Origin of the sequence: Clostridium sp. HGF2, from assembly GCF_964240115.1 — a bacterium.
In the GTDB taxonomy this organism is placed as follows: domain Bacteria; phylum Bacillota_I; class Bacilli_A; order Erysipelotrichales; family Erysipelotrichaceae; genus Clostridium_AQ; species Clostridium_AQ innocuum.
This window is the reverse complement of sequence record NZ_CAXSSO010000009.1, coordinates 181,149-206,269: the sequence shown is the minus strand read 5'-3', so window position 1 is coordinate 206,269 and position 25,121 is coordinate 181,149. Positions and strand designations below refer to the sequence as shown.

At 47.2% G+C, this 25,121-nt stretch carries 24 protein-coding genes and 1 other annotated feature; of the genes, 23 read left to right on the top strand and 1 reads right to left on the bottom strand.

The features are described from left to right. The first annotated feature begins 316 nt into the window (after nt 1–316). From mnmA to ACESPQ_RS15845, 18 genes are all read left to right on the top strand, one after another. Nucleotides 317–1,477 carry a tRNA 2-thiouridine(34) synthase MnmA gene (gene mnmA, locus ACESPQ_RS15930; RefSeq protein WP_044907398.1) on the top strand — a complete coding sequence of 387 codons (1,161 nt, stop codon included), beginning with the start codon at nt 317–319 and terminating at the stop codon, nt 1,475–1,477. Beyond that, entirely contained in the window at nt 1,467–2,174 is a 708-nt protein-coding gene (locus ACESPQ_RS15925; protein ID WP_002609274.1) for a CPBP family intramembrane glutamic endopeptidase, read from the top strand. The genes mnmA and ACESPQ_RS15925 overlap by 11 nt, the downstream gene beginning before the upstream one ends. Before the next feature lie 19 nt (nt 2,175–2,193). Continuing rightward, the gene (locus ACESPQ_RS15920) at nt 2,194–4,365 is read left to right on the top strand and encodes an ATP-dependent RecD-like DNA helicase (RefSeq protein WP_257379643.1); all 2,172 of its coding nucleotides are present in this window, start codon (nt 2,194–2,196) and stop codon (nt 4,363–4,365) included. Nucleotides 4,366–4,408: 43 nt separating this feature from the next. After that, the gene (locus tag ACESPQ_RS15915) at nt 4,409–4,585 is read left to right on the top strand and encodes a hypothetical protein (RefSeq protein WP_002609272.1); all 177 of its coding nucleotides are present in this window, start codon (nt 4,409–4,411) and stop codon (nt 4,583–4,585) included. 22 nt (nt 4,586–4,607) lie between these two features. Next, a complete protein-coding gene (locus tag ACESPQ_RS15910; protein WP_118003062.1) occupies nt 4,608–5,705 on the top strand; it encodes an AI-2E family transporter in 1,098 nt (365 codons plus the stop codon). 65 nt (nt 5,706–5,770) lie between these two features. Further along, nucleotides 5,771–5,969 (top strand) — a binding site (T-box leader). Between the two features lie 40 nt (nt 5,970–6,009). Then, a complete protein-coding gene (gene alaS, locus ACESPQ_RS15905) occupies nt 6,010–8,637 on the top strand; it encodes an alanine--tRNA ligase (RefSeq protein WP_181392527.1) in 2,628 nt (875 codons plus the stop codon). 61 nt (nt 8,638–8,698) lie between these two features. Beyond that, the gene (locus ACESPQ_RS15900) at nt 8,699–8,956 is read left to right on the top strand and encodes an IreB family regulatory phosphoprotein (RefSeq protein ID WP_002609268.1); all 258 of its coding nucleotides are present in this window, start codon (nt 8,699–8,701) and stop codon (nt 8,954–8,956) included. After that, nucleotides 8,956–9,369: a Holliday junction resolvase RuvX gene (ruvX, locus tag ACESPQ_RS15895; protein ID WP_002609267.1), complete on the top strand. Its 414-nt coding sequence runs from the start codon at nt 8,956–8,958 to the stop codon at nt 9,367–9,369. Before ACESPQ_RS15900 ends, ruvX begins: the two co-directional genes overlap by 1 nt. 36 nt (nt 9,370–9,405) lie before the next feature. Then, on the top strand, nt 9,406–9,666 hold the full coding sequence (locus ACESPQ_RS15890; RefSeq protein ID WP_002609266.1) for a DUF1292 domain-containing protein: 261 nt from the start codon (nt 9,406–9,408) through the stop codon (nt 9,664–9,666). Then, a complete protein-coding gene (mltG, locus tag ACESPQ_RS15885; protein WP_257379644.1) occupies nt 9,644–10,714 on the top strand; it encodes an endolytic transglycosylase MltG in 1,071 nt (356 codons plus the stop codon). Before ACESPQ_RS15890 ends, mltG begins: the two co-directional genes overlap by 23 nt. Before the next feature lie 9 nt (nt 10,715–10,723). Further along, nucleotides 10,724–11,356, top strand: a complete 633-nt coding sequence (gene udk / locus ACESPQ_RS15880; protein WP_009270296.1) for a uridine kinase — start codon at nt 10,724–10,726, stop codon at nt 11,354–11,356. A 25-nt stretch (nt 11,357–11,381) separates the two neighbouring features. Continuing rightward, nucleotides 11,382–11,861, top strand: a complete 480-nt coding sequence (greA, locus tag ACESPQ_RS15875; protein WP_002609263.1) for a transcription elongation factor GreA — start codon at nt 11,382–11,384, stop codon at nt 11,859–11,861. 84 nt (nt 11,862–11,945) lie between these two features. Beyond that, nucleotides 11,946–12,410: a helix-hairpin-helix domain-containing protein gene (locus tag ACESPQ_RS15870; protein WP_002609262.1), complete on the top strand. Its 465-nt coding sequence runs from the start codon at nt 11,946–11,948 to the stop codon at nt 12,408–12,410. After that, nucleotides 12,407–14,374 carry a ComEC/Rec2 family competence protein gene (locus ACESPQ_RS15865; RefSeq protein ID WP_022300501.1) on the top strand — a complete coding sequence of 656 codons (1,968 nt, stop codon included), beginning with the start codon at nt 12,407–12,409 and terminating at the stop codon, nt 14,372–14,374. Before ACESPQ_RS15870 ends, ACESPQ_RS15865 begins: the two co-directional genes overlap by 4 nt. A gap of 139 nt (nt 14,375–14,513) precedes the next feature. Continuing rightward, on the top strand, nt 14,514–15,473 hold the full coding sequence (holA, locus tag ACESPQ_RS15860; protein WP_022300500.1) for a DNA polymerase III subunit delta: 960 nt from the start codon (nt 14,514–14,516) through the stop codon (nt 15,471–15,473). Continuing rightward, nucleotides 15,470–16,672 carry an L-serine ammonia-lyase, iron-sulfur-dependent, subunit alpha gene (locus ACESPQ_RS15855; protein ID WP_022300499.1) on the top strand — a complete coding sequence of 401 codons (1,203 nt, stop codon included), beginning with the start codon at nt 15,470–15,472 and terminating at the stop codon, nt 16,670–16,672. The genes holA and ACESPQ_RS15855 overlap by 4 nt, the downstream gene beginning before the upstream one ends. An 18-nt stretch (nt 16,673–16,690) precedes the next feature. Further along, on the top strand, nt 16,691–17,191 hold the full coding sequence (gene bilS / locus ACESPQ_RS15850) for a flavodoxin family protein BilS (RefSeq protein WP_002609258.1): 501 nt from the start codon (nt 16,691–16,693) through the stop codon (nt 17,189–17,191). Beyond that, the gene (locus tag ACESPQ_RS15845; protein WP_008817119.1) at nt 17,160–17,459 is read left to right on the top strand and encodes a GIY-YIG nuclease family protein; all 300 of its coding nucleotides are present in this window, start codon (nt 17,160–17,162) and stop codon (nt 17,457–17,459) included. The genes bilS and ACESPQ_RS15845 overlap by 32 nt, the downstream gene beginning before the upstream one ends. Nucleotides 17,460–17,769: 310 nt before the next feature. Here ACESPQ_RS15845 and ACESPQ_RS15840 read toward each other — a convergent pair whose 3' ends face one another. Next, nucleotides 17,770–18,423: a PAQR family membrane homeostasis protein TrhA gene (locus tag ACESPQ_RS15840; protein ID WP_022300498.1), complete on the bottom strand. Its 654-nt coding sequence runs from the start codon at nt 18,421–18,423 to the stop codon at nt 17,770–17,772. 286 nt (nt 18,424–18,709) lie between these two features. Here ACESPQ_RS15840 and ACESPQ_RS15835 point away from each other — a divergent pair, with 286 nt between their 5' ends. From ACESPQ_RS15835 to ACESPQ_RS15815, 5 genes are read left to right on the top strand one after another with little or no spacing between them, the layout of a single operon-like run. Continuing rightward, the gene (locus ACESPQ_RS15835; protein WP_118003068.1) at nt 18,710–21,640 is read left to right on the top strand and encodes a chromosome segregation protein SMC; all 2,931 of its coding nucleotides are present in this window, start codon (nt 18,710–18,712) and stop codon (nt 21,638–21,640) included. Beyond that, the gene (gene ftsY / locus ACESPQ_RS15830) at nt 21,640–22,611 is read left to right on the top strand and encodes a signal recognition particle-docking protein FtsY (protein ID WP_008817123.1); all 972 of its coding nucleotides are present in this window, start codon (nt 21,640–21,642) and stop codon (nt 22,609–22,611) included. Before ACESPQ_RS15835 ends, ftsY begins: the two co-directional genes overlap by 1 nt. After that, a complete protein-coding gene (ylxM, locus tag ACESPQ_RS15825) occupies nt 22,604–22,918 on the top strand; it encodes a YlxM family DNA-binding protein (RefSeq protein ID WP_008817124.1) in 315 nt (104 codons plus the stop codon). Before ftsY ends, ylxM begins: the two co-directional genes overlap by 8 nt. Before the next feature lie 15 nt (nt 22,919–22,933). Next, nucleotides 22,934–24,127, top strand: coding sequence for an acetate/propionate family kinase (locus tag ACESPQ_RS15820; RefSeq protein WP_065531590.1), 1,194 nt, complete (start codon nt 22,934–22,936; stop codon nt 24,125–24,127). A gap of 2 nt (nt 24,128–24,129) precedes the next feature. Continuing rightward, complete coding sequence (locus ACESPQ_RS15815; protein ID WP_044907371.1) at nt 24,130–25,080, top strand: DHH family phosphoesterase; 951 nt, start codon at nt 24,130–24,132, stop codon at nt 25,078–25,080. The last annotated feature ends 41 nt before the right edge of the window (nt 25,081–25,121 follow it).

The following is a 25,121-nucleotide window of genomic DNA, read 5'->3' as shown; positions in this document are numbered from 1 at the left end:
ACAATATCTGGACTGGCTCCAGTGAAGATAGCACGCTGCCAGGTAATCTGACTCATCATACGATGGGTCTTTTTTTGTTTGGAATTTCTTTGTTGCTATAAGTATCGGGTATCAGGAATGCATAGCATACCGTAGGTATAAAATATATAGGTTTAAGGAAAGCTGTATTGTGAAATCCCAAGGAAGCAGCATTGAAAAAAATTGGGAACATTCAACTAATATAGCAATTCCATGCTATAATAGAACATATCATTTTTATTGAACATGATTTAAAAGAATAAAAACTGATGGTATTATGAAAAGACAGGTGATGAATATGAGTCAGAAAGTGTTATTAGGTTTATCAGGTGGGGTAGATTCTGCTGTTGCGGCATATCTGCTGAAGGAGCAGGGATATGATGTGACCTGTGCGTTTATGCGGAACTGGGATTCCTTTGCAAATAATGATATCATGGGAAATCCTACGATTCAGGATGATGTATGTCCGCAGGAACAGGATTATCTGGATGCCAAGGCGGTTGCGGATAAGCTGGGGCTTCCATTGCTTCGCGTGGATTTTGTAAAGGAATACTGGGATCATGTATTCACGTATTTTCTGGAGGAATATCGGAAAGGAAGAACACCAAATCCGGATATTTTGTGTAATAAGTATATAAAGTTCGATGCCTTTATGGACTATGCAAGAAGGCTTGGCTTTGATACCCTGGCAACGGGTCATTATGCTCAGGTGGATCATAGCGCTGAGGAATCCCGCATGCTTAGGGGTGCTGACAATAATAAAGATCAGACATATTTTCTCTGTCAGGTTTCGCAGGATGCACTGCGGCACTCCATGTTTCCCATCGGACATATGGAAAAGCAAGAGGTGCGCGAAATTGCAGAGCGCATGGAGTTGAACAGTGTTGCAGAGAAAAAGGATTCTACAGGTATCTGCTTTATCGGAGAACGCAATTTCAAGGAATTTTTAAAGAACTATTTGCCGAGCCGGGATGGAGATATTATGGATATTGAAACACTGGAGGTCGTTGGAAGACACAGTGGTGTGTTGTACTATACGATCGGACAGCGAAAGGGTCTTGGCATTGGAGGCAATCGCGGACCGTGGTTTGTGGTTGGCAAGGATGTACAAAAAAACATTTTGTATGTGACAAACGGGAGTGAAAGTGACTGGCTGCATTCCGATAGCTGCATTGTATCCGGTGTCAACTGGTTCTCCTCTGAAAGGCCGCAGGGGGATTATGTTTGTACGGCGAAATTTAGGTACCGGCAGCCGGATAATGATGTTATCCTGCGCTTCATAGATGAAACCACTGTGTTTTTGCGCTATCCGCAAATGGTCAGCTCTGTGACAGCAGGCCAGGAAGCGGTATTTTATCAGAAGGAAGAATGCCTGGGCGGGGGAGTGATTGAGGATGTATTCAAGGAAGGGATCAGCTTGCAGCACCGTATCGCAGGGAGAGTCAATAATGGAAACTAAACCAGCTGTTTACAGCTTATCCATTGGGCGTATGCTTGCCCTGCTTGTGCATTATTTTGCAGGCTATCTGTATGTATACCGTATCGTTGCGACAAAAATTACGCTTGCCGTTCAACCTGGGGCAACGATTCTGCTGCCATGGGTGCAGCTGCTGATTTACGTATTTACTGCCGGTGTAGCCATCTTGCTTGCGTGGCCGGTTCTACGGGATTCCTGGATGAAATTTCGCAGGAATACAGGGGCGAATCTGAAAATGAGTGCCTATCTGATTGTGGTCATTCTGGCTGTAAATATGCTGCTGTCTTTGCTGATTGGACTTTTGACGCAGACTGGAAACAGCGTCAATCAGGAAGAGATTCGCAATGCCAGTACAGTGTTACCACTGATGACAATTTTGTCAACGTGTGTATTTGCGCCGATTATTGAGGAAACGGTGTTTCGTGCAGGGGCTTTTTCCTGCCTGCGAAGCAGAATCGGATTTTGGACAGCTGCAATCATCAGCAGTATCCTGTTTGGGTCCATCCATATCGTGGATTCACTTCTTGCAGGAAATCTGGTGGATGTCAGCTATCTGCTTGTATATGCCGGAATCGGAATGGTTCTGGCCTACGGATATGAAAAAAGCTCTTCCTGTCTGGTACCCGGTATGGTACATGCAGGAAATAATATCATATCCATGCTTTTTATGCTTTTATAAGAATAACTGAGGTAAGTGAATGGATGAAGAAGAAATCATATTGAAAGCAAAGCATCTGCATACAATTTTTCGCAATGATACCAATGGATATACCGTTGCGAAATTTGTAACCTATGATGCAAATGAAGAAGATTTTACAGCAACCGGATATTTCAGTGAGCTGAATGAGGATGTGCTGTACAAGCTGCATGGGGATTATGTGGATCATCCCCGCTATGGAATGCAGTTTCAGGTTGCGGCCTATGAGAAAATGATGCCGAACGATGAAAGTACACTGATCCGTTATTTTTCCAGCTCTCTGTTTCCCGGAATAGGAGCGCAGACAGCGAAGTCCATCGTAGAAGCGCTTGGAGAGGATGCCATCGAAATCATAAAAGAAAATCCGGAGACTTTGAAACAGATTACAACGTTAAACGCAAGAAAGCGTGCCTCCATCATTCAGGGAATCATGGAGCATGAAGAGGCAGATGACTCTGTTGTTTTCTTTACGCGAATGGGAATCAGTGTCAAAACCATCATGAAGATGGAGGCTGCCTATGGCGAAGCGATGATTTCCATGGTTAAGGAAAACCCATACCGTCTGATTGAGGAAATCGACGGGATCGGCTTTAAAACTGCGGATAAGCTGGCAAAGGAGCTGGCGTTTGCGGAGGATCATCCCTACCGCATCAAGGCTGTCATATTATCCTGTGTGCTGGATTTATGTATGGCAAGCGGGGATACCTATACAACGCTGGAACAGATACAGAAACGGTTCTGTAAGGAATTTGATGCATCTGTGGAGATTGCTCCCTATCTGGAGGAGCTGGAGCTGGATCGCCTGATCATGATTGAGGATGGCCGCATATATCATCATACACAATATGATGCGCAAAACGGCATTGCTTCCTTTCTCGCAGGCTTTCCTTATCGTGAGTCAGAAGAGGAAGTTTCATTTGATGTAAAGGATATCGGGATTATGGAACAAAAATTTCATATCCGCTATGAAGATAAACAGAAGGAGGCGATTACCGCCTTTTTCAAAGAGCCCTTTCTGATACTGACAGGAGGACCGGGAACCGGAAAAACGACGATTGTAAAGGGTATCCTGGATTTATATCAGCGCTACTATCCATCCGATACAATAGCGCTGTGTGCTCCGACCGGACGGGCAGCCAAACGGCTGAGTGAGCTGAGCTCAACGGCGGCAACGACGATTCACTCCCTGCTGAAGTGGGATTTGGAAACGAACACCTTTCTGGTGAACGATAAGGACCCGATTCAGGCTGATTTACTGATTATTGACGAATTTTCCATGGTGGATCAGTGGCTGTTCTATCACCTGTTGAGAGCCTGCCGCATGGTGAAAAGAATTGTTGTGATTGGAGATGAGGATCAGCTGCCCAGTGTCGGCTGCGGGTGTGTTTTGAAGGATTTGATTGAGAGCGCCTGTTTTCCGCTGGTACGTCTGAATAAGATTTTCCGTCAGAGTGAGGGAAGTGATGTCGTGACGCTGGCACACCAGATTCGGGAGGGCTCGGCTGATATTCTGGACCATGCAAAGGATATCGCATTTTTCCCCTGTCAGAATTATGAGGTTCGGGATCTGATTCTGAGTGTGGTATCCAATGCACTGGACAAGGGCTATGATCCAAAGGAAATACAGGTGCTGGCGCCGATGTATGGCGGTGTTGCCGGTATTGATGCTTTGAACAATGCCCTACAGAAAATGATGAATCCATCCGATTCATATAAAAAAGAGCTGAAGGTAGGCTATCGTCTGTTCCGTGAGCATGACAAGATTCTGCAGCTGAAGAATCAGCCGGAGGATGAGGTGTACAACGGAGATATCGGAGAAATCATCGAAATCAGCTACCGCGATGACAACGTGCATCAGAAAAACTGCATCACGGCGGATTTTGACGGTGTTCTTGTTGAATACAGCGGGGAACAGATTTACAATATCACGCATGCCTATGCGACCTCCATCCACAAGGCACAGGGCAGTGAATATGCAATTGTCATTATGCCGATAGTAAAGGATTATCGCTATATGCTGCAGAAGCGTTTGATTTACACCGGTGTTACCAGAGCAAAGCGAAGTCTGGTGCTGCTCGGTGATAAGGAGGTGTTCCTGCATGCGCTGCACGTGGAGGACCGCCATGTGCGTAGGAGTACACTGCAGGAAAAAATAAAAGAAATGATGGGATAACAGACAGGACAGTATCCATACTATCAGTGATAGGAGTGATACTATGAACAAGTGTGTTGTCGCAGGCCTGATGGGCCTGGCTGTCGGTATGTATATCGGTTACAGTCAGGAAGAGGGCATTGAGGATCTTTGCCGTGAATCCAGAAGGAAAAAGAAAAAAGTTATGAAAAAAATGCATAAGACCTACGATCACCTGTGTGATTGTATGGATCTGGATTAACCCCGTCGCGGGTTTTTCTTTTATGAAAGTATCGCATGTTCTGGATTCACTGGCACGTGGCTGCCGGAAGCTGCTTGTTCCTCTCGCCGCTTTTCTGTTGCTGGTTTTACTGTTGAAGCAGCTGCAGCTGTATGATTGGATTGTTGATATTTATAAAAGCTGTCTGCCGGTCCTGATGGGGATTGTCATTGCCTTTCTGCTGCAGCCTCTGATAGACCGCTTGCAGCAGCATGTTTCTCAAAAGCTTGCCGTCATGCTCGTATATATTGGAATTGCGCTTGTTCTTGCTGTCTTTGTTATCGGAATGATTCCCATTATTTATAAGCAGGTTATGGATTTTGCAGAAGTGGTGCCGGTGTGGATGAGACATCTGGAGGGATTTCTGGATCGCTATCACATCGCTATCGGTAATTTGGAGACTTTGAAGGAGAAATATTTGCAGGAGGGCTATATTATCGTTATCGATTCTTTGCGTAATACGATGCATACTGCTACGAATTATGGAATTGCATACATCACCGCATTTTTCATATCCATTGATTTGGATTTCTGGAAGCGTACAGCAAAAAAGGTGATTCCCAACCTGCATCAATTTTCCACCTTTTATCTAACAATGAGTAATATTGTATACCAGTATCTGGTTGGAACCTTTCTCGATATCCTGTTTATTGTTGTCACGGTGGGTATCACGCTTTATATCTTTACCTTTCCCAATGCATTGCTGTATGCAGTCATTCTTGCATTACTGAACCTGTTTCCCTATGTGGGGGCGACGTTCGGTCTGATTCTGATTGCTATTGTCGGTGCCCTGAGCTATCCGGTTTTTCCGTTTCTGGCCTTTGCTATCGTATGGACGATACAGCAGATTGAATCCAATTTCATTCAACCGATGATTTTCAACCGTACGATGCATGTGCGTCCAATCCTAACCTTTGTTTTTATCTTTCTATCCGAAGCTCTCTTTGGGGTTGTCGGTGTTATTTTATCACCGATATTTGCGGCAATTGCACAGATTGCCTTTCGCAGCTGGCTGCATTCCAAGACCAGCGATAAGATTGGAGAATGGGAGGATATCTGGCAGGATTTTGATGAGGCGATGCAGGAGGAGAATTATGATTAAATTATGCTTAAATTATGATAAAAGATTTGCACTGTCTTTTGGATTTTGTTATAATGATAACGTTCATCAGGACGATGAAAAAGAGGAGTACATTCGGATAACCATTCAAGAGAGGAAGCGGCAGGTGTGAGCTTTCATGGTGAAGAATGGAAGCTGCTTTGGAGTTCTGCGCGTATCTGGCGTTAAAAGAGTAAGTGAGTGTGCCTGTGGAATTCTGTACATGGGTGAACTGGGATGGTACCGCGTATACTATACGTTCCTGGATTCGGGAGCGTTTTTTTATGCTTATAAGGAGGATGCAAATATGAAACAGTTGACAGGAAGTCAGATTCGTCAGATGTTTCTGGACTACTTTAAAAGTCAGGGACATATGATTGAGCCAGGAGCAAGCCTGGTTCCTCACAACGATCCAACGCTGCTTTGGATCAATGCCGGAGTTGCGGCTTTGAAAAAGTATTTTGACGGAAGTGAAAAGCCGAAGAACAATCGGATTGCGAATGCACAGAAGTCCATTCGTACCAATGATATCGAGAATGTAGGAAAGACGGCACGTCACCATACCTTCTTTGAAATGCTTGGGAATTTCTCTATCGGAGATTATTTCAAGGAGGAGGCAATTCCTTTTGCATGGGAGTTTTTAACTAGTCCGAAATGGATTGGTTTTCCAAAGGAGAAGCTATATGTTTCCGTGTATACGGATGATGCGGATGCTTACCGGATCTGGACCGAGGTGTGTAAGGTGGATCCTTCCCACATTTTGAAGACAGATGATAATTTCTGGGAGATTGGAGAAGGTCCGGGCGGACCGGACAGTGAAATCTTCTATGACCGCGGTGAGGCATATGATCCGGAGGGTCTTGGAGAACGTCTGTTCTTCGAAGAGCTGGAGAATGATCGCTACATCGAGGTATGGAATGTCGTGTTCTCACAGTTTGACTGTAAGCCGGAGCTTGACCGTAAGGATTACAAGGAGCTGCCGCAGAAAAACATTGATACCGGTATGGGACTGGAACGTCTTGTTGCGCTGGTACAGGGTGGAGAAACCAATTTTGATACAGACTTGTTTCTGCCAATCATTCATGCGACAGAAGCGTATACCGATGCGCGTTATGCAGATGCCCAACATAAAATGGCATTCCGCGTGATTGCCGATCACATCCGAACCGTAAGCTTTGCGCTGGCAGATGGGGCGCTGTTCTCCAATGAGGGCAGAGGCTATGTATTGCGCCGTGTTCTGCGCCGTGCAGTACGGTTTGCGAAGAAGCTGAACATTCAGGGAGCATTTATGTATAAGCTGGTTCCTGTCGTTTATGATATCATGAAGGATTTCTATCCGTACATGGAGGAAAAGCTGGATTATATTGCGCGTCTTGTAAAGGCTGAGGAGGAGCGCTTCCATGCAACACTGGCAGATGGGGAAAGACTGCTGTTACAGGTAATGGAAGAAAAGAAGGAAAGCCGTGTCATTGACGGCAAGACTGCGTTTAAGCTGTATGATACCTATGGGTTCCCGTTGGAGCTGACTGTGGAAATCGCGGAGGAAAGCGGCTATACAGTGGACAAGGACGGCTTTGACGCCGAGATGCAGCAGCAAAGAGAGCGTGCCCGTGCTGCCCGCGGAGATGCGGAGTCCATGGGAAGCCAGTCCATTGATCTGATGGAGTTCACGCAGGAGAGCAGCTTCATCGGCTACGATGTGCGCCATACCTCTGCGAAGGTGATTGCACTGTTTCAGGACGGTGTGAAGGTGGATGCCATCAGTGATGAAGGCGATGCGGTGTTTGATACAACGGTCTTCTATGCGGAAAGCGGCGGTCAGGTTGGTGACAGCGGTACGATATGCGCAGAAGGTGTACAGGCTGTCGTGGATACGACAATCAAGGCTCCGCATAAGCAGCATTTGTCCCATGTCATCATTAAGGAAGGCGAGCTGCGTGTAGGGGATGCAGTAAAGCTGCAGGTGGATGAGAAAAAGCGCGATATCATTACGAGCAATCACTCCTGTACGCATCTTTTACAGAGTGCTTTGAAGCAGATCGTGGGTAGTCATATCCAGCAGGCCGGCAGCTTTGTCAGTGAGGAATATCTGCGCTTTGACTTTACGCATTTTGAAAAGGTGAACGAGGAACAGCTGAAGGAAATCGAGCGCCTGGTAAACCGGTATATCAGTGGACATTATGCGGTCAGCAAGGTGGAAATGCCGATTGAGGAAGCAAAGAAAAGCGGAGCGACCGCACTGTTTGATGAAAAATACGGAGATGTTGTCCGCGTTGTCAGCATGGGAGATGTTTCCAAGGAATTCTGCGGCGGCTGTCATGTGAATAACACACAGGAAATCGGTGTCTGCAAGATCATCAGTGAGGAGAGCATCGGCTCCGGTATTCGCCGTATCACGGCCAAGACAGGGTATGATGCCTATGCGGAATTCGCGAAGGAGGATGACACGCTGCATGCGGTTGCGTCCGATCTGAAGCTGAAGGGGATTTCCAAGGTGGAAGAAAAGGTTGCATCTGTTTTGGAGGAAAATGTACAGCTGAAGAAGGAGCTTGCGGCGTTGCAGGCATCCATGTTTGCCTTGAAGGCGAATGATCTTGTCAATCATATGCAGGAGCTGAATGGACGCCAGGTGCTGATTGAGCGCATGGATGGTGCGGATGCAAAAGCGATGAAGGATATTGTTTCCAATATTCGCTCCCAGAGAGAAAACTGCGTTGTTTTCCTTGCGAGTGTCCATGGCGATAAGGTCACCTTTGTTGCCGGTGCGGATAAGGCTGCTGTAAGTGGCGGTATCAAGTGCGGTGATCTTGTCCGTGAAGCGGCTCTTGTCTGTGATGGAAAGGGCGGCGGACGTCCGGATATGGCGCAATCCGGCGGTAAAGATGCTTCCAAGGTGGAGGAAGCACTGCATTTAATCAAAAATATGCTGTCATAAGGCTTTCAATTTTGTATAAAGTAGGATAAAATAAAGGAAGAAAACAAAAGGAGGTAATACTATGAGAGATATCACGGAAACCATGTCTTTTAAATCCGACGATTTAAAAAGAGACAATATCAAGCATGTATTACGCTTAGTCAAAGAGGCATTGGACGAGAGAGGGTATAATTCGGTGAATCAGCTGGCAGGCTATCTTATCAGCAACGACCCGGCATATATTTCATCTCACAACAATGCACGTACGATCATTCAGAGTGTGGAACGCTATGAGATCATAGAAGAGCTGGTAAGAGCTTACCTGGAAGAAGATAAGTGATGCGCATACTGGGTCTGGATCTTGGCAGTAAAACACTGGGCGTCAGTGTGAGTGATGCACTGGGCATGATCGCACGCCCGGTGGAAACCATCCGTTTTGAGAGTGATGATTATGAAGCCGCATGCGAGCAGGTACAACCATACATAAAGGAGTTTCAGGTGAAAACCGCGGTGCTCGGTCTGCCGAAGCACATGAACGGTGATGTAGGCATACGGGGAGAGATTTCCCTGATGTTTAAGGAAAAGCTGGAAGCTCTCGGACTTGAAGTGGTATTGTGGGATGAGCGCCTGACAACGGTGGCGGCGGAGAAGATTTTAATCTCTGCGGATGTATCGCGCAAGAAACGTAAAAAAATCATTGATCAGATGGCGGCAGTACAAATTCTGCAAAGCTATCTTGACAGTAAAAACTAGGGGCTTGCAAGAGCCCCTTTATAGGAGGAAAAAGCGATGTTAGATTCAAGCAGTCTGTATGTGACAGATGAAAACGGAAACGAAAAGCGGATGGAAATTCTGTTTACCTTTGAGGATGACAACCACGCTAAGAAATATGTGGTATTCATGGATCCTGAGGAAGAGGAGGGAGAAGTGTTTGCTTCCGCCTATGATGATGATGGGAATCTTATTCCGGTAGAAAGCGATGCGGAATGGCAGATGATTGAAGAAGTGATAGGAGCCTTCCAGGAAGATGAAGAAGCAGTTGAAGAATAAGAAGGTGCTGATTGCCCTCGTCAGTGTGTGCATTGTACTTGCGGCAGCACTTACCGTATTTATATACTATAAGACCGGATTGAAGGCGGTGGCCTCCAGGGAAACGCCAACCTCTTTCCAGGTACAGCCGGGAGAAACCAGTGAGGTGGTATTGGATAAGCTGCAAACGCAGGAGCTGATTCGTAATAAAACCGTTGCCAAGCTGTATATGAAATTCCATGGACTCAGCGATATCAAGGCCGGTAATTTCAAGCTGGATGCAAGGTGGGACACTCCGAAAATACTGGAAACGCTGAATGACAGCAAGCAGGCGAATGCGGATGATATCAAAATCACCTTTAAGGAAGGTATGTGGGCAAAGGATGTGGCTGCTCTGATTGAAAAGCAGACAGGCGTCAAGGCCAAGGAACTGCTCACACTGTGGAACGATGACGCCTATCTGAACACGCTGCTGAAAAAATATTCATTTTTAAGCAAGGATATTTTGAATGCACAGTATAAGGTGAAGCTTGAGGGTTATCTGTATCCGGAGACCTACAGCTTCCATAAGGATGCGACAGCTAAGCAGATAACGGAAACCTTCCTGGATCAGTTCCAGAAAGCGATTGCCCCGTATGCGGCTGATATCAAAAAGAGCGGCATGAGCATGCAGGAGGTTATCACATTTGCTTCCATCGTACAATACGAGGCAAGCACGAAGGAAGATATGGAAATGATTGCCGGTGTTTTCCAGAATCGTCTGAAGCAGGGAATGACCCTGGACAGCAGCGTTACGGTTTGTTATGCACTGTATGATGATATGACATCCGGTGAGGACTGCGAGGTCAATACGCACATTGACTCTCCATACAATACATATAAAAATGCCGGGCTGCCGATTGGACCGATTCTGAATCCGGGGGCGATGGCAATCCAGGCTGTGCTTCATCCAAAAGCGAATGATTACCTGTATTTTGTAGCAGATATCTATGGGGACGGTAAGGTGTACTATGCAAGAACGCTGGATGAGCAGGAAGCGAATATTGATAAGTATAATCTGCGTAAGTAGGTGAAGACCATGAAGAAAACCATACTGATCGGTATTGCGGGAGGAAGTGCTTCCGGTAAGACCTCCATTTCCGCACAGCTGAAGGAGCATTATGAGGATACAAATTCTGTTGTGATTATCCGTCAGGACGATTATTACAAGGATCAAAGTGAGAAGACGATGGAGGAGCGTGTCAAGACGAATTACGACCATCCCTTCGCCTTTGATAATGAGCTGCTCGTGGCGCAGCTGCAACGACTTCTGCAGCGTCAGCCCATCTGTAAGCCTACGTATGATTTTGTACATCATACCAGAAGTGAGGTCATTGAGGAAATCGAACCGAGTGATGTTGTCGTTATTGAAGGACTGTTTGTACTGGAGAATGAAGATCTGCGTAATCTGTGCGATATCAAGATCTTTGTGGATACCGATGCGGATATCCGCTTTATCCGCAGACTGCTGCGGGATGTGAACGAGCGGGGAAGAACGCTGGAGTCAGTGGTGGAGCAGTATACCTCCACTGTCCGTGATATGCACAATCTGTTTATTGAGCCGAGTAAGCGCTATGCGGATGTAATTATCCCCGAGGGCGGCCACAACGTGGTTGCCATTGATTTGCTGATTACGAAAATCAGTAGTATTATTTCAGAAAACGTGGTATAATAGCGGACGAATAGGAGTTGAAACCATGGCTGATGAGAAATTTTTAGTAACCAAGGAAGGCTTGGACGAGCTGCTTAAGGAACAGGATAATCTGATTCATGTCGTACGTGATGAAGTCATCCGTGAGCTGCAGGAAGCCCGTGCACAGGGTGACCTTAGCGAGAATGCGGATTATGATGCTGCCCGTGACCGTCAGGCGCGTGTAGAAGCAAGAATCCGCGATCTGGAGGCTATGATTGCGAATGCAGAAATCATTTCCGAGGATAAGAAGGCAGCGACCAAGAAAACCGTATCACTGGGTTCTACGGTTACCATTCTGGACATGTCTACCAATGAAGAGGAAACCTACAATATCGTTGGTTCCATTGAGGCAGACCCGCTGAATGGAAAGCTTTCCAATATCACACCGCTGGCAACATCATTGATGGATCACAAAATCGGTGATGTTGTTGAGATTGAAACAGCGGAGGAGCCTTACCAGGTAAAAGTCATCGATTTGAAATAGAGGAAGAGAACAGAAAAAATTCTGTTCTTTTTTTAGGAGTTTTCGTGCTGAATTTCGTATAGATAAGTGGAGGTGTTTGTCTATATGAAAAAAGTACTGATTGTATGTTGTTTGCTTCTGCTCTTTTACGGGCGTTATGAACCGGTGAATCTCACCACGACACAGCGTAAAACAAAACAGATTGAGGTGAAGGGTGAGGTGAAGCATCCCGGTGTGTATACGGTGGATATTCATGCGGATACCGGGGAGGTTTTGAAAAAAGCAGGCGGATTGAAGAAGGGGGCGGATGTGTCCGGAATCAATCAGACACAGGATTTGAGTGATCACAGTGTTCTGGTTATTGGGAAGCAGCAGGAGCAAAAGAAGATTTCCATCAACAGCGCTACGGAAAAGGAGCTGCAGACGCTTACGGGAATCGGACCAAGCATGGCACAGCGTATTATTGCATATCGTTCGCAGCAGCCCTTTCAAACCATCGAGGATATCATGAAGGTGAAGGGCATTAAGGAAAAGCTGTTTGCGAAAATAAAGGAACAGATCACGCTATGAAAAACAGTTGGCTGCTGTGCGGATGGTGCTGTCTGCTTCTGCTGTGGGCACACTGGATTTCCATCTGGTTTTCTCTGGCGCTGATGCTGGGGTTGCTATGGTATTATCGCAGCCATTACCGCATACATCCGCTGTTTGTTTTGCTTTTGCTCCTGCTGCAGGGGCGGATGCTGCTGCTTCTGCGGGAACCGGAAACGCCGGTGGATACCGTATTGCAGATCAGGGAAATCAAGGCAGGCTATGCAATTGCTCATACACAGGGGCAGGATGTCATGGTCTATGGGCTAAAGCATGCAAATTTCAATGATATCGTACAGGTAAAGGGTACCTATGCTCCAGTTACATCTCTGCATAATTTTCATCGCTTTTATTTTCCTGACTGGCTGAAGAGGCGTGGAATACGCTATCAGATACAGGCACAATGCTATCAGCTTCTGCAGGAGGGAAGCGGAGTGCGCCATACCCTCTATGCACATGTACAGGGGATAGCGGACAGGAAGCAGCGCAGCTGGCTCAATATGCTGCTCTATGGTATTCATGAGGAGGATGTATCCTATTTTCTGACCTCCAGCGGATTACATATCGCAACACTTGCGGCATGCCTACAAAAGCTTCTGCTTATGATCTGTTCGCAAGCCAATGCATCTGTGATTACATTGCTGCTTTTGGGACTATGCGGACATGTCACCGTGTTTTCTTCCTCTTTGATTCGCATACTGCTGTTTCGCCTTGTTTCGCTATGCTGTCACAGCAGGAATCCGCAGGATCGGCTGGGTATCAGTATGGCAGCTGTTCTTTTGCTGTTTCCCTATATGGCATGGGAGCTGGCGTTTCTTATGCCATTGGGCTTTCGCATGCTCGCACTTTTCAATGTCAGAAAGCGAAGCAGGCGTCTCACCGGCTTGCTGCTGCTTATTCCGATGCAATTTCTCTTTTTTCAGTCCTGCAATCCTCTGCAGCTGCTGCTGTTTCCCGTTTTCCGCTATGTCTATGCGTTTTTGTATGCGGGTTGTCTGCTGAGTGTGCCATGTTCCTTTGGTGCATTGTTTGCGTTTACAACACGGCTTGCCGACCTGCTGGATGCACTTCAGCAGTGCGGGATAACGCTGTACTATACTCCACAGCTGCTCTGGCTCTTTCTATGGGGAAAGGGAGCTGTGTGCTATATCAGCTATGCACAGAAAAAGCCGCTGGCTGTTTTGTGTCTTCTATTTTTGTATGCGCCCTTTTCTTCGTGGTTTGATCCCTTTGGGGAGGTGCTGATGATCGATGTGGGACAGGGGGACTGTACCCTGATAACTCTGCCGTTTCATCAGGGGGCTGTTATGATTGATATCATGGGAAGCCGCTACCGCAATATTCCCAAAGAGGTGGTTGTCCCGATTGTAAAAGCAAAAGGCTATCAGAGACTGGATGCCCTGATACTCACGCATGATGACTTCGATCATAGTGGTGGTAAGGAGGAGCTGCTCAAGGAGCTGAATGTAACACGAATCATCGATCATAAGGATAAGGCAGAGCCGATCAAAGGACTGCCGCTGATGTTTTTACTCAGAGACTATAAGGGAAAGGATAGCAATGATAACAGCATTGTCACCTATATGCAGACAGATCGGCTGAAGGCGCTGTTTATGGGGGATGCCGGCACAGAGGCAGAGGCGGCCCTTTTACAACGCTATGACCTTGCGGTTGATGTATTGAAGGTCGGTCATCATGGCAGTGATACCTCCAGCTCCCTTTCCTTTCTGCATGAACTGCAGCCGCAGCTGGCGCTGGTGTCTGCCGGAAGAAACAACCGCTATCATCATCCCAGTACAACGATCATGCAGCGTCTGAGGCAGGAGAATATCCCTGCGCTGGTGAGTGCCCGGGACGGTGCAGTTTCTATTCGCTTCAGCCGCTATTTCAGTTATTATGTAAGCGCAGAGGGGGCAATCGGTATTCTGCACGGATTGTGGGAATGAGCAAAGCATGAGACAGAATAGGAAAAAACTTACATAAGGTGGACAAGGGCTGTTATGAAGGAAAATATACAGGAAGTTATGTCGAAAAGTCATGGTAATCTATGTGTGTTTCGTTTATAATATTCTCTAGGTGATGAGAATGAATTATGTGTTATACGGAGAAGAACAATATCTGCTGCAGGAATCACTGACAAGGATCGTCAGGAGTCATGTTCCGGATGCCAATGATTTGAACAAACTTGTTTATGATGCGGATACGACGGATTTGGATGTGATTCTGGAGGACGCGATGACGATTCCGTTTTTCTCAGACTGCAAGATCATTCTTGTCTATCATGCGAATTTTCTAAGTGCGGCAAATGAGCATGCAGTGGATACTGCAGCGCTGGAGCGTTATCTGGACGATCCGCTGGAGTCGACAGTACTGGTGCTGATCGGTGATTTTGAAAAGCTGGACGCCAGAAAGAAAATCGTAAAAAAGGTGCAGAAAACATGCAAGGTGCTGCAATATCGAAAGCTGGATGAGCAGGGAAAGCAAAGCTATGTGCAGGAACAGGTGAAAAAGCGTTCTCTTCAGATAGAGCCCTCTGCCATGCAGGCGCTGCTGCGTCGCTTACCGCTGGATATTCGCACCATACAGATGGAAATGGAAAAGCTGGAGCTGTATGGCGGCGTGATCAGCAGTGATGTGGTGGAAAGGCTGGTGACCCGACCGCTGGAGGAGGATGTCTTTCAGCTGGTCAATGCAGTGGTGGACCGCGACCTTCGAAAATCCTTTCATATGTGGCAGGATCTGTGTGTGTTGAACAAGGATGCCATATACCTGATCGCCCTGCTGGCCGCACAGTTTCGATTTCTGTATGAGGTGAAGGCGCTGATGCTGCATGGGAAAGGGAAGGATGCCATCAAGGATGAGCTGAAGGCGCATCCCTATCGTGTACAGCTGGCGATGAAGACGGCGCAGCGGCTGGGTATCGGTTATCTGATGCATATTCTGGAACAGCTGGCAACGCTGGATCAGAATCTGAAGGCCGGGCGTCTGGATAAAAAGCTGGGCTTTGAAATGTTTTTGCTGGGAATACAAGGAGTGCGACAATGAAATCACTAAAGGAATTATACAGGATCGGTCCGGGGCCGTCCTCATCACATACGCTGGGGCCGCAGCGCGCCGCCAGCTTGTTTAAGGAGCGTTATCCAAACGCACATCATTATGAGGTGAAGCTGTTTGGATCACTGGCGCTGACAGGAAAAGGGCATTTAACCGATTACATCATCATCGAAACGATGAAGCCGAAGGAATGCGTGGTGCTTTTTAAGAATCGCAGGGAGTTGAAGCATCCCAATACGATGCAGCTGTCAGCCTATGATGAAGCGGACCGGCTGCTTGGAGAATGGACGGTCTATTCCATAGGTGGCGGTGCTATTCAGATTGAGGGTGAAAAAAGCAAGGAAGGCGCGGATGTCTATCCACACCATCTGATGAAGGATATCGAAGCTTATTGCGAGACGCACTCCATGACGCTTTGGGAGTATGTGAATCACTTCGAACCGCTGGATGATTATATGGATACCATCCTGCAGCAGATGATGGCGACGGTTGACGGCGGTCTAGCCAGGGAAGGAGTGCTTCCGGGGGATCTGAAGCTGAAGCGTATCGCAAAGGAGTTAAAGCAGAAGGCGGATATGGCAAAAAGTGCCGCTGAGCGGGAAAAACTGCTGCTGTGTGCCTATGCCTACAGTGCAAGTGAGGAAAATGCATCGGGAAGTATGACAGTCACCGCTCCAACGCTGGGAAGCAGTGGTATTCTGCCGGCTCTGGTATGCTATTATCACCGCATTCTGGGAGTGTCCAGAGAACAGCTTCGCAACGGTTTGAAGGTAGCGGGTCTGTTTGGAAATCTGATTAAGGAAAATGCCACGATTTCCGGTGCACAGGGCGGCTGTCAGGCGGAAATCGGTGCGGCGGTGGCCATGGGTGCCGCTATGGTTTCCTATCTTCGCGGACAGACGATGCGCCAGATCGAGTATGCAGCAGAAATAGGAATTGAACACCATCTGGGTCTTACCTGTGATCCGGTAGGCGGTTATGTTATGATTCCCTGCATTGAACGGAATGCTGTCGGTGTGCTGCGGGCCATGGATGCCGCAGTGTTAGCGGAGGGCATCAGCGATTTAAGAGAGCATAAGGTCAGCTTTGACATGGTGGTCAACACCATGAATTATACCGGCAGAAAAATCCCAATCGAGCTCAGGGAAACATCACTGGGCGGACTGGCAAGGGTTGTGCCATTGAAATAAGAAAGAAGGATTGTTTTTATGAAGGGTCTGATTGTATACTCCTCGCTCAGCGGGAATACAAAAAAAATTGCAGAAGCAATCGCAGAGGTCGCCGAGGACAGCGAGCTGATTTCCATCAGGGAATTTCAGTCTTCGATGCTAGCGAATTTTGATCTGTTTTACATCGGATACTGGGTGGATAAGGGAGATTGTGATGCTGCCGCTTTACGTCTGCTTGCTCAGCTGAAGGATAAACGAATCGTTTTGTTCGGAACGCTGGGTGCTGCAGAGCAAACAGAGTATTATAACAGGGTGAAGCAGCAGGTGGAGTCACATGCCGTACACAGTCACATACTCGGGCATTTTCTGTGTCAGGGTGCTGTCGGTGAAGCGGTGATTGCACGCTATCAAAGCATGCTTGCTGAGCATCCTCAGGATGAGCATATAAAACAGCAGCTTGCCAATTATGAAAACGGAAAGTCCCATCCGGATGAACAGGATCTTGCCAATGCCAGAGCTTTTGCGAAATCCATTGGCTGAGATACCATACACAAAGGGCTTCTATGTCTACATCCTGCGCTGTCAGGATGATTCACTATACACCGGATGGACAACGCATCTTCGTCATCGCTTCCATCAGCATGCGATCGGAAAGGGGGCACGCTATACCCGTGCCCGCCGACCCCTGGAGCTGTACTACTTTGAAAGCCATGCCGACAAGCAGGCTGCCATGCGTAGAGAATATCAGATCAAGCAGCTCAGCAGATCGGAAAAACTAAAACTGAAATATCGCAGCGAGGATGTTTGACCGCATTGCTTGCTGCATTTTTCATTTGATGATCTATTATCAGTCGGGGAAAGAGTAGTAAAGCAGGCATATTCGAAAAAGTGCTGCAGCAAGGAAAACTCCTCCATGGTTGGGCATTCTCAATGGTGTGTAAGAACAGCTTTCTTAATTGATCCTGCACAAGACATAGCTTCTTTTGACTGTCGGATATGAAAAAAAAGATGCAAATACATTCTTGGATGGAATGCCCTTGCATCTTTTAAGCTTTATAAGCCGGTAAGGAGTGCCCTTGGTGTGATTTTTTGTTTAAGACCTGTGCGCACTTGGCAGATCACATCACGAATACGATGGCAATGAAATGCAGAATACTTGCCAGATTGATACAGACATGCCAGACGGAATGAAAGTATTTTTTTTGTGGCTTTCCATAAAAGAAGGCGCCAATCGTATACATAACACCTCCGCCGACAATCAATACGAGAAACAGAGGACTTGCCTTTGACAGCAGCGTCGGCAGAAAGAAGATAGCCGTCCAGCCCATAATCATATAGATGGTCATGGAAAGCTTGGGATAGCTTTTTGAGCTGATGGCCTTTAACAGCACACCGCCAAGCACTGCACTCCATTCGATTGCCAGTATCAGATAACCCTGCCATCCGCCAATCAGCGTCAGTGCAATCGGTGTATAGCTTCCTGCTATTGCAAAGTATATACAGATGTGATCCAGCTTGCGAAAAACATATTTATGTGTGGTACCAAACGGCATGCAATGATACAATGTGGATACCAGAAACATCAGAAACAGACATAGAATGAACACCGACACACCGGCCGCCAGTTCGCTCCCTGATTTGTTATAGGAATATACGGCTGCTGCCGGAAGAGAGCATATACATAAAAACGCCATGATCCCGTGAGTCACACAGTTGGCGACCTCTTCTCCAAAGCCCAGTCGGAACATATCCCGCATGGATTTTTCCTCCATGAGTATCACCTCCGTAAATCTTATGCCTGTGGTCAGTATAATACAATCCCAAACGGAATGCAATGCTTTTTCCTGAATAAGGTTCATTTTGTGATGATAACTTAATAATGTGGTAATCAATACCGCGTAGTGGAATATTGATATTTCGAACTGCAATATGCATGTGGTATGAATAAAAGTTAAAAAAGACTGAATTCTTCACAAGTTTTAATGCGAACAGTATAAACTTATGCTATAATAACCATTGGTATTTGCTGTTGCTTACGGCAAATGAATGGAGGCATCTATGTTTTTAAAACGTATTGAACTGCAGGGCTTCAAGTCCTTTGCGGATAAATCCATCATCACCTTTGATTCCGATGTGATTGGAATTGTCGGTCCGAATGGATGCGGGAAAAGCAATATCAATGACGCAATCCGCTGGGTGCTCGGTGAACAGAGTGTGAAGTCACTGCGTGGAAATAATATGAGTGATGTCATTTTCAGCGGCTCTACAGCACGCAAGGCAGTCAATATGGCGGAGGTTACGCTGGTGTTTGATAATTCCCGTCATATCATGAATGTCGAATTTGAGGAGGTAGAGGTGACCCGCCGTCTGCACAGGACGAGCGGGGAAGGGGAGTATTTCATAAACAAGGCTCCCTGCCGTTTAAAGGATATCGTCAATCTGGTAATGGATACCGGTCTAGGCAGAGATTCTCTTTCCATTATATCACAGGGAAATATTTCTGCGTTTGCCGATGCGAAGCCGGAGGATCGTCGTGCTTTGTTTGAAGAGGCGGCAGGAGTTGCGAAATATAAAAAGCGCAAGAATGAATCGCTGTCAAAGCTGAACCGGACACAGGATAATCTGAGTCGTCTGGAGGATATCATCATGGAGCTGGAGCGACAGGTGAATCCGCTGAAGCGTCAGGCGAAAAAGGCAGAGGTCTATCTGGAAAAGAAAAAGCAGCTGGAGGTTATTGAGGTCAGCGTGCTGGTGGATGAAATCGAGAAGCTGAGCGAGCAGATCGACATGCTGAAAAAAAAGGCGTTTGATCTGGACAGCCAAAAGGCCATGCATGAAACCACCATCCAGGTCGAGGATGTAAAAAACAGCGAGCTGCGTAACGAAATGTATCAGCTGGACCGCGAGGTGAACAAGCTGCAGGAGCAGTATGCCAAGCTGAGCGAGGAATCCAGAATGCTGGAAACCCGGAAAATTGAAATGGATGAAAAACGAAAGTATGCGCTGGAGTTTGCGAGCAATGCCGAAAAAGCCAAAGAGCTGAAGGCAATGATGGAAGAGGCGCATTATGAATATGAAGACCGTTCGAAGCGATTAAAAAATCTGGAAACGGATATTGCTTTGCAAAAGGAGGCAGCGGCCAAGCTGGAGCATGATGTATCCTACTGCACGCAGGAGAATGCGCAGGCAACCTCGATTCTGAACCGTCTGGAAAACCGCAGGGCGGTACTGGAAAATCTGGCAAAGCAGCCGTTTAATCATCAGCAGGCAGTAAAATCCGTATTGGATGCCGGTCTGAATGGAATTCTGGGTGTGGTATCTCAGCTGTTTAAACCGCTGATGAATTATGAAACAGCAATTTCCAACGCGCTTGGCGGTGCGCTGTATCATATCGTGACCGTGGATGAGGAAGCAGCACGGCATGCCATCACCTTTTTGAAAAAGAATCAGTCCGGACGTGCAACCTTTCTTCCGCTGCCGGTTATGAAGCCGCGCTATATGCAGAAGGAGCACCGTATGCTGGCGGAAAACAGTGTCGGTTTTCTGGGCGTTGCCAGCGAATTTGTAGAAAATGACACGCAGTTTGATACCCTGCGGGATGCATTGTTCGGCAATGTTGTTATTACGGATAATCTGATCCATGCGAATGCGATCGCCAAGCTGCTGCGTTTTCAGTATAAAATCGTTACGCTGGAAGGCGATATCGTCAACCGCGGAGGAAGCATGACCGGTGGTAAGGGAAGAAACAATTCCACACCGTTAACGATACAGAAGGAATTGAATCAGGTGCTGCAGAGTCTCGAAGGTCAGCAGATGAAGGTGGAGGGATTGAAAAATCAGCTCTATGCGCTGCAGGCTAAAAAGGAGCAAAACAGTGCAAATCTGGTACAGATGCAGATTTCCAGTGCACAGCTGGATCCGATTGTAAAAGCCAAATGGGCAAAATATGATCGCTTGAAAAGCGATTATGAGCAGATTGCACCAAAGGAGGATCTGGATAAAGCCGAGCTGATGGAGGATGATATCGTCGTTAAGCTGAGCAATGTGCATTCCCGCATTGACGAGGTCAGCTCCTCAATGAAAAGCAAGCGGGAGCGCCGTATGAAGGCCGGCAGCGAAGTGGAACGCAAGGATGCCCAGATTCGCCAGCTGCGAAGGGATCTTAATATATTGCAAAATGAACAGCGCGAGGTGGAGGTGGCACAGGCGAAGGCGGAAACAAAGCTGGAAACCACGCTGGAACGTTTAAGCTCCACCTATGAGATGACCTTTGAATATGCGCAGAGTCAGAAGGCGGAGATCGATATCGTGGAGGCACGCAAGCAGGTTGTGATTCTTCGTCAGGAAATCTCCTCCTTGGGGAATGTAAATCTGGATGCACCGCAGGAATACAAGGAGGTCAGTGAGCGTTTTGAATTCTTAAGCAGACAGCGGGATGACCTGATGGCTGCCAAGGATAAGATTTTGGAGGCCATTGATGAAATGGATGATATCATGGTCAAGCAGTTTCAGGAGATGTTTGATAAGATCAACGCACAGCTCAATGATGTCTTCCGTGCGCTGTTTGGAGGCGGTAAGGCACGCTTGTTCATGGTGGACCCGGAGGATGTGCTGAATACCGGTATTGATATCGATGTGCAGCCGCCTGGAAAAACCGTACAGAATATCCGTCTGTTCAGCGGTGGAGAAAAGAGTCTGATCGCCATCTGTGTCCTGTTCTCCATTCTGAAGGCAAGAACGATGCCGCTTTGTATTTTTGATGAGGTCGAGGCTGCGCTGGATCAGGCAAATGTGGAGCGCTTTGCGAAATACATTGCACAGTTTCGCGGGGAGAGTCAGTTTATCGTCGTGACACACCGTCCGGGAACCATGGCGCAGTGTGATGCCCTGTATGGGGTAACTATGCAGCAAAACGGTGTTTCCCAGCTGCTGAAGGTGAAGCTGCAGGATGCAATCAACATGATTGATAAGGAAGAGGTGAAGGCATAATGGGTATTTTTTCAAAATTAAAGCAGACATTTTCATCCAAAAAGGATGGAGATCGCTATCTGAGCGGTCTGGATAAATCAAAAAAGTCGTTTTCAGAACGCATTCGGAAGCTGGCACTTGGCTTTACCGGTGTCAATGAGGAGTTTCTGGAGGATTTGATGGTCGTACTGCTGGAAGCGGATATCGGCATTAAAACAGCACAGAAAATCGTGGATGAGGTCGAAAGCCGTGCGATGGATCAGAAGCTGAAGAGCTTTGATGAAATCAGTGAGTGTCTGATTGAGGTTATGCATGAGCTGTATGCCAGTGTTGAGGACGAGGATTTCCATAAAAATGAAGATGGTCCGACGGTCATTTTGATGGTCGGCGTCAACGGCAGCGGGAAAACGACAACGACGGCAAAGCTGACAAAGCTGTTTCAATCAGAGGGCAGCAGCGTTGTACTTGCGGCAGCGGATACCTTCCGTGCCGGCGCGATTGACCAGCTGGCAAAATGGGCGGACCGTCTGGGTGTGACCTGCATTAAGGGAAGAGAAGGCGGCGATCCGAGTGCTGCACTGGTGGATGCCTGCCGCTATGCGAAGGAGCATGGCATGGATTATCTGATCGGGGATACCGCAGGACGTTTGCAGAACAAAGCAAATCTGATGCAGGAGCTGAGCAAGATGCGCAGAGTTATCGAACGGGAAATTCCGGGAGCACCGCATGAGGTGTGGCTGGTGCTGGATGCCACAACCGGACAAAACGGAATTTCACAGGCACAGATTTTTCTGGAAACAACGAAGGTAAGCGGTATTATCCTGACCAAGATGGATGGTACGGCAAAGGGGGGCATCGTCATTGCGATACGCGATCTTTTGGGACTGCCGGTAAAATACATCGGACTCGGTGAGAAGGAGGACGATCTGCGCCCGTTTGATATTGATTCCTATCTGTACGGTCTGTGCGAGGATATTTTACAGCATGATTGATCAGATGGAACGGATGAATGCGCTTCTGGATGCCTATGAACAATTGCTGACAGAGAAGCAGCGGGAAATCCTGAATCTGTATTACAAGGAGGATTTGTCGTTTTCCGAGATTGCGGAGAATCTGCACATCAGCCGTGCGGCTGTCAACGATCATATCAAGCGCAGCACGCATATTCTTGCGGAATACGAAAAAAAGCTGCATCTTGTGCAAAATTATGAAACAAGAAGCAGGATTTATGATAAAATGAAAACAGTCGGAAACGATGCGATACGAAAACTGGTAGAACAGCTAGAAAATTTAGAATGACTTTAGGAGGATAACATGTCAAAAATTATTTCAGTGAACGCAGGGAGTTCATCATTAAAGTTTCAGTTATTTGAAATGCCGAGCGAGGAGGTTCTGACAAGCGGAATCGTTGAGAAAATCGGATTTGAGGATGCCATCTTTACCATCAAGGTGAACGGAGAAAAAATTAAGAAGGTACTGCCGATTCCAGATCACACAAAGGCAGTCAGTATGCTGCTGGAAGCGCTGGTGGAGTATAAGATTGTAAACAGTCTGGATGAAATCACCGGTGCGGGACACCGTGCTGTACACGGCGGGGAAATTTTTAAGGAAAGTGTACCGGTAACGGAAGACGTTGTAGAAAAATTTGCTTCCTTAAACGATTTGGCACCGCTGCATAACCCGGCAGGTCTTGTCGGATACAATGCATTTAAAAATAATCTGCCTAACTGCAAGCACGTCTTTGTGTTTGATACGGCATTCCATTCCACAATGCCGAAGGAATCCTATATCTATGCATTGCCGATGAAGTATTATGATGAATACAAGATTCGCCGCTACGGCTTTCACGGAACAAGCCATAAGTATGTGTCCCTGCGCTGCGCAGAGCTGATGAACAAAAAGGTGGAGGATACGAAAATCATTACGTGTCATCTGGGAAACGGAGCAAGCATTACAGCAGTTGACGGTGGTAAATCCATCAACACCTCCATGGGCTTCACACCGCTTGCGGGTGTTATGATGGGGACACGCTGCGGTGACATCGATCCTGCAATCGTAACATACATTATGAAAAAGACCGGTGCAACTCCGGATGAAATGGATGATATCATGAACAAGCAGTCCGGTATGCTTGGTGTCAGCGGCATCAGCTCCGATGCACGTGACATCGAGGATGGCTGTAAGGAAGGGAATCCGGCAGCACTTCTGACAGCAGAGGTATATGTAAACCGTGTCATCAATGTTGTCGGCGGCTACTACGCACAGCTTGGTGGTGCGGATGCGATCGTCTTTACCGGAGGAATCGGTGAAAACGACACCAACATGCGTAAAATGATCTGTGACCGTCTGTCAGCGGCATTCGGTATCCAGCTGGATGAAGAATTGAATGGAAAGACAAGAGGCAAGGAAGTCCTGCTGTCCACTGCGGAAAGTAAGGTAGCGGTATGGCTGATTCCGACAAATGAGGAACTCATGATTGCCCGTGATACATACCGTCTGATTGCGTAATTATGAATACCGACATTTTATTTGAGCTTGTCGAACAGTATGATATCATCACGATTTACCGCCATGTGTCTCCCGATGCGGATGCCCTTGGTGCACAGTTTGGACTGAAGCAGTGGATACAGGAAACATATCCGCAAAAGCAGGTGTATGCGCTGGGCAGGGATGCCGGCAGCAAGCAGTCCCTGTTTCCGCAGATGGACGTTGTCCCTGATGAAACCGTCGCTGCCTCTCTTGCCATCATTCTGGATACGGCAAACGGTGCCCGTGTGGATGATGATCGCTGGAGTAAGGCGGCACGTACCCTGAAAATCGATCACCACATCGTCGTAGAGAGCTTTGCGGATGTGGAGGTTGTCGAGGACTTGTTCGGGGCAACGTGTGAAATGCTGGCCTATATGTTTGAACAGAAGCAGCTGCGGCTGTCAGCAACCTGTGCACAATATCTGTACGGCGGCATTATTGCGGATACCCTTCGCTTTTCCATTGCGACCATAAAGCCGAGAACGCTGCGTACGGCAGCCTATCTGCTGGAAATGGGCGTGGATGTAAAAAAAGCCAACGAGGATAATTTCTCCACCTCCTATCGGCTCTATCGCTTTGAAAACTATATCCGCAGCAATGTTTCCCTGCTGGAGGGACATGTTGCCTATATGATCATTAACCGCGAGGACTATGAGCGTTTTCAGCTTACCTTTAACGAAGCAAAGGAAAAGGTGTTTGTGCTTGGCGGCGTGGATGAATTCGAAGCATGGGCGCTGTTCACGGAAAAAGAACGGGATGAAAACGGCAGACGTATTTACAATGGCAGTCTTCGTTCCAAGAACCGCACGATCAATGATATCGCAAACCGGTATCAGGGCGGCGGACATCGCTTTGCCTGCGGAGTAAAGGGTTTGTATGAGGAAACGATACAGGAGCTGCTGCAGGAGCTTTGTGAGCGTGTAAACGAATAGAAAACAGGCAGTGTACGAGGGTATGCTGCTTTTTCTTATTT